At 27.8% G+C, this 13,190-nt stretch carries 13 protein-coding genes; 8 read left to right on the top strand and 5 right to left on the bottom strand.

From position 1 onward, the window contains the following. Nucleotides 1-69: 69 nt before the first annotated feature. The 3 genes from I1A51_RS16590 to gap all read left to right on the top strand — a co-directional run bounded on the left by I1A51_RS16590 (nt 70) and on the right by gap (nt 2,893). Nucleotides 70-552, top strand: a complete 483-nt coding sequence (locus I1A51_RS16590; RefSeq protein WP_196895957.1) for a hypothetical protein — start codon at nt 70-72, stop codon at nt 550-552. A gap of 330 nt (nt 553-882) precedes the next feature. Beyond that, nucleotides 883-1,869 (top strand): 6-phosphofructokinase, encoded by a 987-nt coding sequence (gene pfkA, locus I1A51_RS16585; RefSeq protein ID WP_196895956.1) that lies wholly within the window; start codon nt 883-885, stop codon nt 1,867-1,869. A 28-nt stretch (nt 1,870-1,897) separates the two neighbouring features. Further along, nucleotides 1,898-2,893 carry a type I glyceraldehyde-3-phosphate dehydrogenase gene (gene gap, locus I1A51_RS16580; protein ID WP_196895955.1) on the top strand — a complete coding sequence of 332 codons (996 nt, stop codon included), beginning with the start codon at nt 1,898-1,900 and terminating at the stop codon, nt 2,891-2,893. A gap of 47 nt (nt 2,894-2,940) precedes the next feature. Here gap and I1A51_RS16575 read toward each other — a convergent pair whose 3' ends face one another. The 5 genes from I1A51_RS16575 to I1A51_RS16555 all read right to left on the bottom strand — a co-directional run bounded on the left by I1A51_RS16575 (nt 2,941) and on the right by I1A51_RS16555 (nt 7,917). Next, nucleotides 2,941-4,275, bottom strand: coding sequence for an LPP20 family lipoprotein (locus I1A51_RS16575; protein WP_196895948.1), 1,335 nt, complete (start codon nt 4,273-4,275; stop codon nt 2,941-2,943). Nucleotides 4,276-4,279: 4 nt separating this feature from the next. Continuing rightward, nucleotides 4,280-5,650 carry a hypothetical protein gene (locus I1A51_RS16570; protein ID WP_196895947.1) on the bottom strand — a complete coding sequence of 457 codons (1,371 nt, stop codon included), beginning with the start codon at nt 5,648-5,650 and terminating at the stop codon, nt 4,280-4,282. Between the two features lie 123 nt (nt 5,651-5,773). Continuing rightward, nucleotides 5,774-6,343 carry a hypothetical protein gene (locus I1A51_RS16565; protein WP_196895946.1) on the bottom strand — a complete coding sequence of 190 codons (570 nt, stop codon included), beginning with the start codon at nt 6,341-6,343 and terminating at the stop codon, nt 5,774-5,776. A 221-nt stretch (nt 6,344-6,564) separates the two neighbouring features. Then, a complete protein-coding gene (locus I1A51_RS16560) occupies nt 6,565-7,143 on the bottom strand; it encodes an adenylosuccinate lyase (protein WP_196895945.1) in 579 nt (192 codons plus the stop codon). A gap of 3 nt (nt 7,144-7,146) precedes the next feature. Then, nucleotides 7,147-7,917, bottom strand: coding sequence for an amidohydrolase (locus I1A51_RS16555; protein ID WP_196895944.1), 771 nt, complete (start codon nt 7,915-7,917; stop codon nt 7,147-7,149). Nucleotides 7,918-8,356: 439 nt separating this feature from the next. Between I1A51_RS16555 and I1A51_RS16550 the strand changes: the two genes are divergently transcribed. From I1A51_RS16550 to I1A51_RS16530, 5 genes are all read left to right on the top strand, one after another. Continuing rightward, entirely contained in the window at nt 8,357-8,731 is a 375-nt protein-coding gene (locus I1A51_RS16550) for a hypothetical protein (RefSeq protein ID WP_196895943.1), read from the top strand. Between the two features lie 200 nt (nt 8,732-8,931). Then, nucleotides 8,932-11,298: a TonB-dependent receptor gene (locus I1A51_RS16545; RefSeq protein WP_196895942.1), complete on the top strand. Its 2,367-nt coding sequence runs from the start codon at nt 8,932-8,934 to the stop codon at nt 11,296-11,298. A gap of 52 nt (nt 11,299-11,350) precedes the next feature. After that, nucleotides 11,351-11,665, top strand: coding sequence for a hypothetical protein (locus tag I1A51_RS16540; protein ID WP_196895940.1), 315 nt, complete (start codon nt 11,351-11,353; stop codon nt 11,663-11,665). A gap of 63 nt (nt 11,666-11,728) precedes the next feature. Beyond that, a complete protein-coding gene (locus I1A51_RS16535) occupies nt 11,729-12,238 on the top strand; it encodes a DUF4625 domain-containing protein (RefSeq protein WP_196895939.1) in 510 nt (169 codons plus the stop codon). Nucleotides 12,239-12,348: 110 nt separating this feature from the next. After that, nucleotides 12,349-12,825, top strand: coding sequence for a DUF4625 domain-containing protein (locus tag I1A51_RS16530; RefSeq protein ID WP_196895937.1), 477 nt, complete (start codon nt 12,349-12,351; stop codon nt 12,823-12,825). Nucleotides 12,826-13,190 lie beyond the last annotated feature (365 nt).

The raw sequence follows: 13,190 nt of genomic DNA, 5'->3' as shown, positions 1-13,190 counted from the left end.
ATATAACTGAATAAAGAACGTCTTTTATCTAAAATTAAAGAAGTATCTTTGGTAATAATTTTGAAAAAAATGGAACGAATTCGAGATATCGTAGTAGGACAAGGAGTTGGAATTATCAAATTTGGATTTCTTAAAAACGAAATAAAACTTTTATTAGGAGAGCCTTCACACAAAGAATTAGAAGAACATTCAGAAGATGGAGGAGATGCTACTGAAACTTGGGATTATGATGAAATTGGAATTTCATTCACATTTGATGAAGAAGAAGATTGGAAATTAGAAACCATTACAGTGTATTCTGATTTTTTCCAAATTCAAGGAAGAACTTTCATAGGAAAAAGCAAAGAAGAAGTTGCTAAATTAATTGCACAATTAGAATTAGGAGAAGTAGAATATGAAGACTTTTCATCGGAAGAATTACCAAATCATGAATTGTTTGATGTTGATGAAAGCAATATGTTTTTTTGGTTTACAAATGATGAATTGACCGAGATTCAACTTGGAGTTCAATGGCAAGATGAAGAGATTCCGATTTGGCCTTCTAAGAACTAAAAAACGATTTAAAAATGAATAAAGAAGTCCACTTGTGTTTTGCTAAATATAAGTGGATTTTTATTCTAAATTATTGACGAAATATCTATTTTTTTAATATAATTATATTTTAATTATGTTTTTTTGAAAGACAATTTAAAAATGGTTTTTGATGTGATTCTTATGAGAAAAATCATGTGAAAAAAGCGGAAAGATTTGTATTTTTATTGTATCTAAAAAATGATATTTATTTTAGTTCTTACTTCCTCTAAAATCCTCTTTTTTAAAAAGAATTCGTTTGGTTAAATTGATTTTCAATAATAGAAATTTCAAGTATTGTATTAATAAAATATGGGAAAAAAAATTAAAAGAATTGGAGTCTTAACATCAGGTGGAGATTCACCAGGAATGAACGCAGCAATTCGTGCAGTTGTTCGTGCTTGTTCACATTATAGAATTGAATGTTATGGAATTTATAGAGGTTACCAAGGATTAATCGAAGGAGATTATGTATTACTTGGGCCAAGAACTGTAAATAATATCATAAATAAAGGAGGAACGATTTTAAAATCTGCTCGCTCAGAAGAATTTAAGACAAAAGAAGGAAGAGAAAAAGCTTACCAAGAATTAAAAAATGCAAAAATTGATGCGCTTATTTTAATTGGAGGTGATGGAACTTTTACTGGAGGTATGATTTTCAATAAAGAATTTGGATATCCATGTATCGGAATTCCTGGAACTATTGATAATGATATATACGGAACAGATTTCACAATTGGTTATGATACAGCATTAAATACAGTTGTTGAAGCTGTGGATAAAATTCGTGATACTGCAAGTTCTCATAATCGCTTATTTTTTGTAGAAGTGATGGGACGTGATGCAGGTCATATCGCTTTAAATGCTGGAATTGGAGCAGGAGCAGAGGAAATTTTGATTCCTGAAGAAGATTTAGGTTTAGATAGAATGTTGGAATCACTTCAAAGAAGTAAAAGAAGTGGAAAATCTTCTAGTATTGTAATTGTTGCTGAAGGAGATAAAACTGGTAAAAATGTTTTTGAATTAGCAGATTATGTGGAAGAAAACTTACCAGAATATGATGTGAGAGTTTCTGTTTTAGGACATATGCAAAGAGGTGGTTCACCTACTTGTTTTGATAGAGTATTAGCAAGTCGCCTTGGAATGCGAGCTGTGGAAGTTGCTTTGGATGGTAAAACAAACTTAATGGTTGGTTTAATCAATAATATCGTTCAAACAACAAATCTTGAAAAAGCAATAAAAGAACATACAAATATTAATAAAGAATTATTAAAGGTTAGTGAAATAATGTCATTGTAAAATGATACTAATATAAATTAAACAACAAATGATTAAAATCGGGATTAACGGATTTGGAAGAATCGGTAGATTAGCTTTCAGATCAATAGTGAAAAGAGAAAATGTAACAGTAGTAGCTATTAATGATTTATTAGATGTAGATTATTTGGCGTATTTATTAAAATACGATTCTGTTCATGGTCGTTTTGATGGAACTGTGGATGTAGTTGATGGAGCATTAATCGTAAATGGAAATAAAATACGTGTAACAGCCGAAAGAAATCCTGAAGATATTAATTGGGGAGAGCTTGATGTTGATTTTGTAATTGAAGCAACAGGTTTATTTACAAAAACAGAAAAAGCAAATGCACATATAAAAGCTGGAGCAAAAAAAGTAATTATTTCTGCTCCTTCTAAAGATGCTCCTATGTTCGTAATGGGAGTTAACCATAAAGAATTAAAAGCAGATACAACTATTTTCTCAAATGCATCTTGTACTACAAATTGTTTAGCGCCAGTTGCTAAATTATTACATGATCATTTTGGAATCATCGAAGGATTTATGACAACAGTGCACGCTGCAACTGCTTCTCAAAATACAGTAGATGCTCCACTTGGAAATAGAAGAAGAGGACGTTCTGCTTTAAATAATATTATTCCTACAACAACAGGAGCTACAAAAGCAGTTACGAAAGTTATTCCAGAATTGGAAGGAAAAATGACAGGAATGGCTTTCCGTATTCCTTCTCCAGATGTTTCTGTAGTTGATTTTTCTGTTCGTCTTGAAAAACCTACAACTTATGCAGAAATCATGCAAGTGATGAAAGACGCTTCTGAAAATGAAATGAAAGGAATTTTAGGTTATACAGAAGATGAAGTTGTTAGTCAAGACTTCTTGTCTGAGCCAAGAACTTCTGTAGTTGATGCTGGAGCTGGATTGGAATTAAATCCAAATTTCTTCAAAATTATCTCTTGGTATGATAATGAATATGGATATGCAACAAAAATCGTTGACTTATTAGAATACGCTTCTACTTTATCATAAGTAAGAAAAATATAAAACTAAAAAGACCACTTTAAAGTGGTCTTTTTTTATTGCTGTGTGATTTTTTTATAAATAGAATTTAAATGCTTTCGTTCAAATTCATTTTTTACTTTTTTCCATAATTCTTCCGAACTATAAGTCCCATACATATTATTGTCAAAATCCTTTCGGAAAGTTTTTTCTAAAATAATTTTGCTTTTTTGTTTTACAGAATACACTATTTCAAAAACGATATTTTCTCTAGATTTCTTTTCTTTTACAGAATAATTAATACGATATAAATTCTTTGAATTAGAAGATTCTTTAATTTTTTTCTTTCCAAAATAAGCTACTATACTTTCTTCGATTTTTTTATTTAAAGAAGAAGAATATTTAGATTTTAAACTGATTGAAGGTTGCACAATCTTAAAATTAATAGTTTCTTTTGGATATTTAATCGAACTTAAAATCTTTCGAATTAATAAATCTTTTGTTGTAGAATTTACTATATTTTTCCAGTTTAAAGCAATCTCTAATTTTTCAGAAGAATTTGTAGAATTTAATATCACTTCATAAGTAGAACTTCCTTTTTCATTTGTTTGAAAAGCAAAATCATAAACCTCTAAAGCTTTTGAATTCAATATAATTGGATATTCTTTTAAAATTTTTCCTGCTTTATTTTTTAAAGTAAAATAATGCGTATTTAATTCAATTTGATCTCCTCGATTTCTTTGTACGTTTGAATGAACAATATGCAATTTCATGTTATTCAAACATTCTTGAATTGCCAACATAATTTCCTTTGAAATATCAAACTCATTTCCTTCTAAATCAAAAGTTGTATCGTCTCCTAAATAATATTTTATTCCTTCAAAAGCTAGAATATAATTTTTTAAAGCTTTGATATAAGCGTTACTTTTCTCCTCATTTTTTCCTTCTAAATATAAATTATAAGCATCTGAAAGTGATTTTCTTTTTCTTTCTTCTTTAATTTTATAATAAGTTGTTTTTTTAATTTTATAAAGCGTCCAATAAGAAGTTTGATTCTCATGAGAATCAATCGGCGTAAAACCTTCTAAATATTCCTGTGAACTTGTCTTAATTCGATCTTGATAATATTCTGAAATTCCAGCTTCATTTTCAAATTTATACAAAACACTTTTAGAAGAAATATTTACAGAAACTTCTTGAGCCAAATCATTCAAAGCTTCTCTTCTTGCTTTTGCAATATATCGCGTCGCATCTCCAAATTTGTTACTTTTTCCAATTCCATAAAAATAAGCTTCATCAATTGGTTTTTGTTGTATCCAAGTAGGAAGTGGTGTTTCAACTTCTTTTGGAGAACCACAAGAAATAAATAAGGAAATACTAATAAAAAATAGAAAGTAGTTTTTGAATTTCATAAGATTATTTTTCTGGATTAAAAGATTCTATTTTTTGCTTAATTTCTTCTCCTGCATTTTCCATTAAATTTTTTAATAAACTTGTTGCAGCCGTAATTTCTCTTGAAGAAGTAAATAAATTTTTAATCTCTCGATTGCTATCATAATTATCATAAACTTTATCAGATTCTGATTTTTTCTTCGAATGTTTCCAATAACCTTTTACAATATTTTTATAATTATGATCACTTTTTGCATAACGAATTGCATCTTGGGCAGAAATAGAAATTTCATCTGAAACCCAGATTTCATTATTTTTTGTAGCAATTAATTGATAACGAACTTCCAAAGAAGCCTGATTTGTCATTGAATATTCATAATATTCAATCTTTTCATATTTTGTAATCGTTTCTGTAGTTCCGTCTTTTTTCTTATGCTTATATTTTTTCTTTAAATATCCTTTTTTAGAATTTCGATATAATTGTCCTGTTCTATAAGTATTCTTAGAAATTATTCCTGAAAAAATAGCATGACCACCTAATTTTCTAGCTTTTTCTAATTTTTTATGATCATTATAAGCGATGGAACTTCCATCAATTATTTTATAAAATGGGGAATTAATCGATTTTAAATCATTTTTTACAATTGCTTCTAATTTTGAAATATTCTTATAAGAATTTCTTCCTTCACTTTTAAAAGGAATCACGACAATATTAATAGTAGCTTTTTCTAAAGCTTCACTTTTTAATTGTGCAACATCTTTATAATCTGAAATATAACCTTCTACCGAAGTAAAACGATAATATGCTTTTCTTGGTAATTCATTATTTAAAGCTTCAATTCCTCCTCTATAAATCGGTTCTGCTTTCGCTTTATTTACTTGAATTTTACTATCTCTAAAATTTGCATCAATTTTTACAATTTCACTAAATTTTAATTCTGCATGTTTAAAATTATCTTTATCAAATAAATTTTTTCCTTCTACATATAACTCATTTAAATACAATTCTTTCTTTTCTTCATAATATGCATTGTTTTCCGTTGGAAAATCTAAAGTAATTCCAACCGATTTAACTGCATCATAATAATCTTCAACTTCTTTAAAAGTATAAACTGCTTCTCTGTTTGTTCCAGTATTATAAGCTTTCAAAAAAACATCGGTTTTTCTATCTAAAACAATTTGACCGTTTTTTCTTAAACCTAATTTAGCTTCAATATTATCTGGTTGTTTTGTAAGCGATTTTCTATAAAGTTCAGCAGCATCTTCAACTAATCCAGCTTTTTCTAATTCCATTGCTTGTTTTCGATAGCGTTTTGCTGCACATCCCGTTAGTAAAAAAAAGGAAATAAAAATGATAAGAATTGAGGAAGTTTTAAAAAAGTATTTTTGATTCATTATAAAAGTAATTTTTGGCTAAAAGTAAAGAAGTTTTTTATTTAATAGAAATTCTTTTATACAAAATGAGGATGCTAAATTAGCAACCTCACTTGTAAATTTTGTTTAGAAAATAGTATGAAATTAGTTTCTTTCTGTTTTCTTTAATTCTTCTTCAAAAGTTTGCTTGAATTTCTCATAATCATAATCCACTTTGATTTTATCATCACTATTTAATTTCTTAACTAATGGATTGATTAAATTATCAACAGAAATTTCATAAGCTAAATACGTCTTATATCTACCTTCTTTTGTTTTCGTTACTTTCTCACAAATTGTTCTATAACCGCTAATTTGTTGATTGATAACTTCTCTTGTTAAAGCTTCATATCTTTTTTCAATATCTTCTCCTGAAGCAGTTTCAACTGATTTTTCATAATTATCAATTACAGCTTTTACTGTAGTCGAAATTTTAGAAGATAACTCTTGTAAAGTATTGTTTCTAGACTTCTTTTTTGAAAGTGTCATGTCTGAACTTTCTCCAATTGAATTTCCTCTAATCATTTGATTTGTTGAGTAATATTCTGGTCCTGAACAGTGTACGATAATTTCTACTTCTCCTGGTTGATTTACTGCTGTTGGAGTAGATTTACAAGATGCAAATGATGCTATAACTAATGAAAGTATTGAAATACGAGTAATTGTTTTTCTCATGATTATTGTTAATTTAAATGGTTTGTAAATATATAAGTTTTATACAAATTAACCTTCCTTTAACAAAAGAAATGCCAAAGCGTAAAAGACCATGAAAAAAATAATTTAGGAAGATTATAATTTTAAATTTAATTAAATAGATAAAGTATTGAAAATCTTTTCAAAATTTATAATTTTTTAAAAAACTTCCTTAAAAAATATATAAAATAAAAAGAGTCACACTATTGCAACTCTTTCTCTATTTCAATTTGTTCTAAAATTCTTCGTCCTCTTGCTTTATATCCTGCGGAACCAGTTGGCATATTTTTTTCTAAAATATTCACCAATTCTTCTTCAATCCAATCTGCTTTTTTTCTAAAAATAAATAAAGTCTGCATAGAATAGGCTTCTACAGCAACTTTTCGATCTGAAATCAACCAATCAAAACAAGCCTCTACAATTTTTTCAATTTGTTCTTCTTTTAATTCTGTTTTTCCTTTTTTCTTATAATAATCAAATGCTAAAAGTTCACAAACCTTTGCCAAAGGTCGAACAATCGAATCTTCTTTTGGCTCTTGAATCTTTTCTAAAAATAGATCGATATTTTCATAAACAAAATCCAATCGCTCCTTACTAATCCATTCTAATGACCAAGCTGCCTTTTTACTATATTTTTTATGATTTTCATAAACCAACGAAATTAAACTCGAAAATAATTTTGGCTGACTCATAATTTCTTCCGCTGCCTGATTTCGATATTCTCTCTTCGGATTTATAACTTTATCTAAAATAGCTTTTAAAATTTCTTTTTCTGATTTCATTTTTTAAACAGTAAAATTATCTTGATCATTCAAAAATTGCAGTTTATTCCTAGCTTTTTTCATCGGATCTTTTAATAAAGTAATCGTTCGAACTTCTTCTTTATTCGAGTTATTTTCTGTCATCGAATGACCGAAATAATCCAATACGACAGAATCACCAGAATGATTCACTTTATTTCCATCATATCCAATTCTATTTACACCAATCGTATAACACATATTTTCAATCGCTCTTGCAATCAAAAGTTGATTCCAAGCAAATCGTCTTCTTTCTGGCCAATTCGCCACAAATATTAATAAATCAAAATTTTCTGTATTTCTACTCCAAACAGGAAATCTCAAATCATAACAAATCAACGGACAAATTTTCCATCCTCTAAAATCAAAAACCAATCGCTTTTTTCCATCACTATAAACTCTATGTTCCCCAGCCAATGTAAACAAATGTCTTTTATCATAATGCAAAATATCTCCATTTGGAAAAACTGCTAATAATCGATTGTAATATTTAAATTCTTCTTTAATAATTAAACTTCCAATGATTAAAGCATCTTTTTTTGCAGCTTGCTCTCGCATCCAAGAAACTGAATTTCCATTCATTTCTTCTGCAAAATAATCTGGATCCATCGAAAAACCTGTTGTAAACATTTCTGGTAAAATAATTACATCTGTTTTTTTACCAATCGAATCAATTTTTTCAGAATATAATTCCAAATTCTTCTCCTTATCTTCCCAAAAAATCGAAGTTTGTATATAACTTACATTTAGTCCCATCTGTCAATTGTTTTCTTTTTGTGAAATTAAATTTTTTAGAAACCAAAACAAAGTGTAATCCTACTTTTAATTATTATTCTTTTTGGGCGTTTCCCTTCGTTATAACTTCGGGTCGGGCTTTTCGTTGCAAGTTTTGATTTTGTAAAAAAGAATTTCTACGTCATCCGTGGGCTTCTTCTTGTCGCCTCCGTTTCCTAGAATTCTATTTTTTGCAAAACCAAAAGCTTTTCACTTCAATCCCTAACGCAAATTTGTTTTTCAAAACCTTTTATTTTCTTAACAAAAAAGTTTTAGAAAAATCTAACTAAATGATTCAAATTAAATATTTTACAATTTTCAGGAAATTTAAAATCGAAAAGCTTTGTGTTTTTATTTAAAATTTATCTAAATTAGCCGACTGAATAATTAGTTGATTTTAGCAATTAATTAAGATTTAAAAATGAAGAATACAGTAAATAAAAATAGAATTAATTCAATCGTCGCATTGTTTCTTACAATGTTGATTGTATTTCCTATTTTAATTTCTTCTTTTCATAATCACCATCATAATTCTACAAATATTGAAGAATCCATAAGCGATAATTTTCAAGGAACACAATTCAAAAAATATGCAAGTGAACTAGAAATAGAATCTTGTTTTATTTGTCATTTAAATATTTCACAATCGGAATATTTAGAAAGTTCTAATATTGCTTCTTTAGAGGAAATTCCTCCTCAAAATTTTAATACAAAGCCTCAAATTCTTTTTGATTTTGTATATTTTTCTTACAAAATAGATTCAGGCCAACTCAGAGCCCCTCCCGTATTATCTTAATTTATAAATCAATTTGTTATTTTCTTTTTGATAGGAAGCATTGTGTCTAATGTTTTTTATTAAATCTTCATACGAATACGATTTATCCTTAATATTCTGTTGTTTATAATTAAGAATTTTACTTTTCATAATTGCTTTAATTCTACAAAAACAGAATCAAATTTATTTTCACCCAATTATTTACTATTAAAGACGAGTACATGCGAACTTATCTATTCGTTTTGCTATGCTTAAGCAATATTTTAAGCTTTAGTCAAAACTGTCATCAAACCTTTTCTGGAAAGGTGATTAATGCAGAAGATTCTTCCATTTTATTAGAAGCTTCCGTTTATATTAAAGAAATTAATAAAACAGTTTCTACCAATCCACAAGGAGAATTTATATTTAAAAATCTTTGTCCAGGAACTTATACAGTTACAGTTTTTCATTTTGAATGTAAACCATTGACAAATGAAATAACAATTAATCAACAAAATATTCAAAAAGTTTTCGAATTAGAACATTCCATTGAAGAACTTGAAAAAGTTGAAATCACTGGAAATAAAAGAAAAGCTTTTCAGAAAAAATCAGCTTTATCTACAACAGTTATCAATCAAGATGTTTTACAACAACATAAGGAAACAAGTTTAGCAAAATCTTTAGAACATGTTGCTGGAGTAAGCACTATAAGTATCGGTTCTGGTCAAGCAAAACCTACAATTAGAGGATTTGGATTTAATAGGGTAGTTGTAGTTCAAAATGGAATCAAACATGAAGCACAGCAATGGGGAGCAGATCATGGTTTGGAGATTGATCAAAATGCTGTAGAACATATTGAAGTTTATAAAGGTCCATTGTCTTTATTAGTTGGATCGGACGCTATTGGAGGTGTTATAAATATTAAAGAAGTTTCTATTCCTAAAAAGAATTCTTTTGGAGGAAATGTGAGTTTATTAGGTAGAACAAATAATGATTTACTTGGAGTTTCTACTTTTTTAAATGGAAGAAAAGAGAATTGGTTCTTTAAAAATACAATTACAGCAAGTAGCTATGGAGATTATAAAGTGCCAACAGATAAAATTTTATATAATGGTTATGTTTTCGATTTACATAATAATCAATTAAGAAATACTGCTGGTAGAGTTTTAAATATTTCAGGAACGATTGGTTATACAAAAGAAGATTTTTTAAATCGTACAATCATAAGTAATGTGAATGAGGAAAATGGATTTTTCGCAAATGCTCATGGTTTAGAAATTCGTGTTTCTCAAATAGATTATGATAAAAGTAGTAGAGATATTGATTTACCTAAGCATAAATTAAATCATTTTAAAATTACAAATGAAACAGAAATTCATAAAGAAAATTTTACTCTAAGAATTAATGCTGGATTTCAAAATAATGCAAGACAAGAACTTTCTGAACCATCAGAACATGGTTATATGCCAAAACCTACGAGTAGTTTAGAAAGAGAATTTAATAAAAACACCTATTCTTTGAATGTTTTTATTGATTTATACACAAAAAATAAACACACGTTTAAATTTGGAGTGAAATCTGAATTTCAAGATAATTCTATTGGTGGTTGGGGATATATTATTCCAGCGTATCATCGATTTTCTGTTGGTGCTTTTGTGTATGATAAAATTGAAATTTCTCCTAAATTATATTTACACACAGGTTTACGATATGATTATGGAACTTTAAAAACAGAACAATACCAAGATTGGTTTTTATCTCCTGTAAATGAAAATGGAATAATCACTGAAGAATATTTAATTAGAGCTACCGCGAAAGATTTTGAATTTGGTGATTTTAGCGCTTCTTTCGGAGGAGTGTACGATTTGGATACGCATATGTTTAAATTCAATCTTGGAAAAAGTTTCCGTATGCCATTGGCAAATGAATTGACATCCGATGGTGTAAATTATCATATGTACAGATATGAATTAGGGAATGCAAACTTAAAAGCAGAAGAATCTTATCAAATAGATTTAGAATATTCTTATTTCAAACCAAAATTTAATGTTTCAGTAAGTCCTTTTGTTAACTATTTTCCAAATTATATTTACTTAAATCCAACTTCAGATTATTACGAAGCTTTGCAAATTTATAAATTTCAAGAAGCTGAGGTTTTTCGTTTTGGAGGAGAAATTACTTCTTCCTTTCTACTATCTGAAAAACTTTCCTTAAATCTATCTGGAGAATATATTTATGGTAGACAATTAAGTGGAGATAAAAAAGGATTTACATTACCATTTTCTCCGCCACTTTCTGGAACAATTGGAGCTACTTATTCTTTAAAGAATTATAAAAGTTTTAAAAATACAAAGTTTGAACTTGATTGGCGTTTTACGAATAAACAAAATGAAATTGTTCCACCTGAAAGTCCTACTGATGGATATACTGTTGGGAATTTTACTTTTTCGACTTCTTTGTTTAGAAATGATAAAAGGTTTGCGGATTTATACTTCAGAGTAAATAATATTCTAGACACTAAATATTTTAACCACACTAGTTTTTATAGAATTATTGAAGTACCAGAACCTGGTAGAAACTTTTCATTAGAAATTCGAATTCCTTTCTAAACTTAAGATATTGAAAACAATTTGGAGACATATAAATAGAAAATCAATCTATATGATTATACTAATGCTTGGTTTAGTGCTAAGGATTGGTCATACTTCATTGTTTCATGTTTCAAATACTAAAAATGAATTATCAAATCAAGAACAGAATACGGATTATTGGAATGATAATAATCTTCTTGAAAAATGTTTGTATTGCTTCTACGATTTAAAACTTTTTAGTCAATTTAAAGGAGAATCTAAAGAATTCATAGGATTTGTTTTCAATAAATATATACCAATTGAATTTGAATTAAAATACATTTTAAAGGAATCCTCAATTTTTAATTCTAGAGCGCCTCCTTTAAGTTATTTTTTATTTAAATAAAAAACATCAAACAAAACATTAACTAATAACTTTCTATTAAAAAAATTAAAAAACATATTTAAAATGAAACAACTAACTTATATCTCAGCTATCGTATTTACATTATTTTCTTTGGCATCTTGTAGCAATGATGATGATGCTACAGCAGCAGCTAAAATTGAAATTACAGAATTAGAACTTGGAGGTTCTGGACATCATAACGAAGAAGAAAGTCATGAAGGTCATGATCATGCAGAAGAAGTAGTGGAAGTTGAAGCTGGAGGAGATTTACATATTGCTGCTAAAGTTTATGCCTCTGATAAGGTTGCGATGATTATTGTTGAATTACACAGTGAAAATGGAGGAACTTGGGAATTAGAACAAGATTTTACAGGGAAATATGTAAATGCAATTAATACAGAATTTCATGAGCATATTTTAATTCCTGAAGATGCTGTTCCTGGAGATTATCATTTTCATTTAGTTGTAAAAGATTTATCAGGAAATCAAGCTGAAGAAGAAGCAGAATTAAAAATTTTAGAGCATGTAGAAGGTCATAATCATGAAGATGAACATGATGGGCATAATCATTAAAAAATAAAAAATCATTCTTTTAAAACTTAAAGAGCTTTCTTTAAATATTTTTATTGAAGAAAGCTTCTTTAATCATTTCAATTTTTTTAATAATAAAAAGTAATCTAAAGATGAAAAATATAAAATTTGCAACAATATTTTTTGTATTAATAATATTTCTAACGGCCTGTTCAAAAGATGAAGATAATGTAGATAAAACAAATCCTACAATTGATTTTAATTTTAACTCTTCATTTCCTAAACCTTGTTCAAAAATCAAAAGAGGAACATCTTTAAATTTTCACGCAAAGTTTTCTGATAATGATATCTTAGGTTCATATGCTATAGATATTCACCATAATTTTGATCACCATACACATGATAATTATGAAGTACAATGTGATATGGACCCAATTAAAATACCTGTGAAACCTTTTATTTATATGCAAAATTTCACTATTGAAGGAAATGTAAAGGAATTGGAACCAACTATAGAGATTTCAATTCCTGATGATATAGATATAGGCGATTATCATTTTGAAGTTCGCTTAACAGATAAAACAGGTTGGCAAAGTAGACACGCAATTGATTTTAAAATTGAAGAATAATATATTAAATAGGTTTTCAAGATATTTATTTACAAAAGTTAATCAGTGTTTTTTCTATTAAACTTAAATATTTATTAGAAGTGAATTATAATTGATGCTTAGTTTCAATGTATAAATCTAAAGGTAGCTGAGCGTAGCCGAAGCTAACATTTACAAAAATCACTCACTACATAATATAAGTAAACAAAAAACGGTAGTTGAGCGTAGCCGAAGCCAAACCTACCTTATATATATTATAGTATAAAAGAAATCAAACACACCAAAAACTACAAATCCTCAAGAAAAATCATCCATTACATAAAAAAACAAAAAAAGTTTTTCTATAAATATTTGAAAACCAAACCTTCTCTAAAAACGATCAAAAA

This window comes from Aureivirga marina (assembly GCF_015767265.1).
GTDB classification, from domain to species: Bacteria; Bacteroidota; Bacteroidia; order Flavobacteriales; family Flavobacteriaceae; genus Aureivirga; species Aureivirga marina.
Note: the sequence above shows the minus strand (reverse complement) of the source record. Positions and strands in the feature narration are given on the sequence as shown.

Coding starts and splice junctions, on each gene's coding strand:
- I1A51_RS16545 (WP_196895942.1), top strand. CDS start 8,932: ATGCGAACTTATCTATTCGTTTTGCTATGCTTAAGCAATATTTTAAGC.
- I1A51_RS16535 (WP_196895939.1), top strand. CDS start 11,729: ATGAAACAACTAACTTATATCTCAGCTATCGTATTTACATTATTTTCT.
- I1A51_RS16565 (WP_196895946.1), bottom strand. CDS start 6,343: ATGAGAAAAACAATTACTCGTATTTCAATACTTTCATTAGTTATAGCA.
- I1A51_RS16530 (WP_196895937.1), top strand. CDS start 12,349: ATGAAAAATATAAAATTTGCAACAATATTTTTTGTATTAATAATATTT.
- pfkA (WP_196895956.1), top strand. CDS start 883: ATGGGAAAAAAAATTAAAAGAATTGGAGTCTTAACATCAGGTGGAGAT.
- I1A51_RS16550 (WP_196895943.1), top strand. CDS start 8,357: ATGAAGAATACAGTAAATAAAAATAGAATTAATTCAATCGTCGCATTG.
- I1A51_RS16540 (WP_196895940.1), top strand. CDS start 11,351: ATGATTATACTAATGCTTGGTTTAGTGCTAAGGATTGGTCATACTTCA.
- I1A51_RS16590 (WP_196895957.1), top strand. CDS start 70: ATGGAACGAATTCGAGATATCGTAGTAGGACAAGGAGTTGGAATTATC.
- I1A51_RS16560 (WP_196895945.1), bottom strand. CDS start 7,143: ATGAAATCAGAAAAAGAAATTTTAAAAGCTATTTTAGATAAAGTTATA.
- I1A51_RS16555 (WP_196895944.1), bottom strand. CDS start 7,917: ATGGGACTAAATGTAAGTTATATACAAACTTCGATTTTTTGGGAAGAT.
- I1A51_RS16575 (WP_196895948.1), bottom strand. CDS start 4,275: ATGAAATTCAAAAACTACTTTCTATTTTTTATTAGTATTTCCTTATTT.
- I1A51_RS16570 (WP_196895947.1), bottom strand. CDS start 5,650: ATGAATCAAAAATACTTTTTTAAAACTTCCTCAATTCTTATCATTTTT.
- gap (WP_196895955.1), top strand. CDS start 1,898: ATGATTAAAATCGGGATTAACGGATTTGGAAGAATCGGTAGATTAGCT.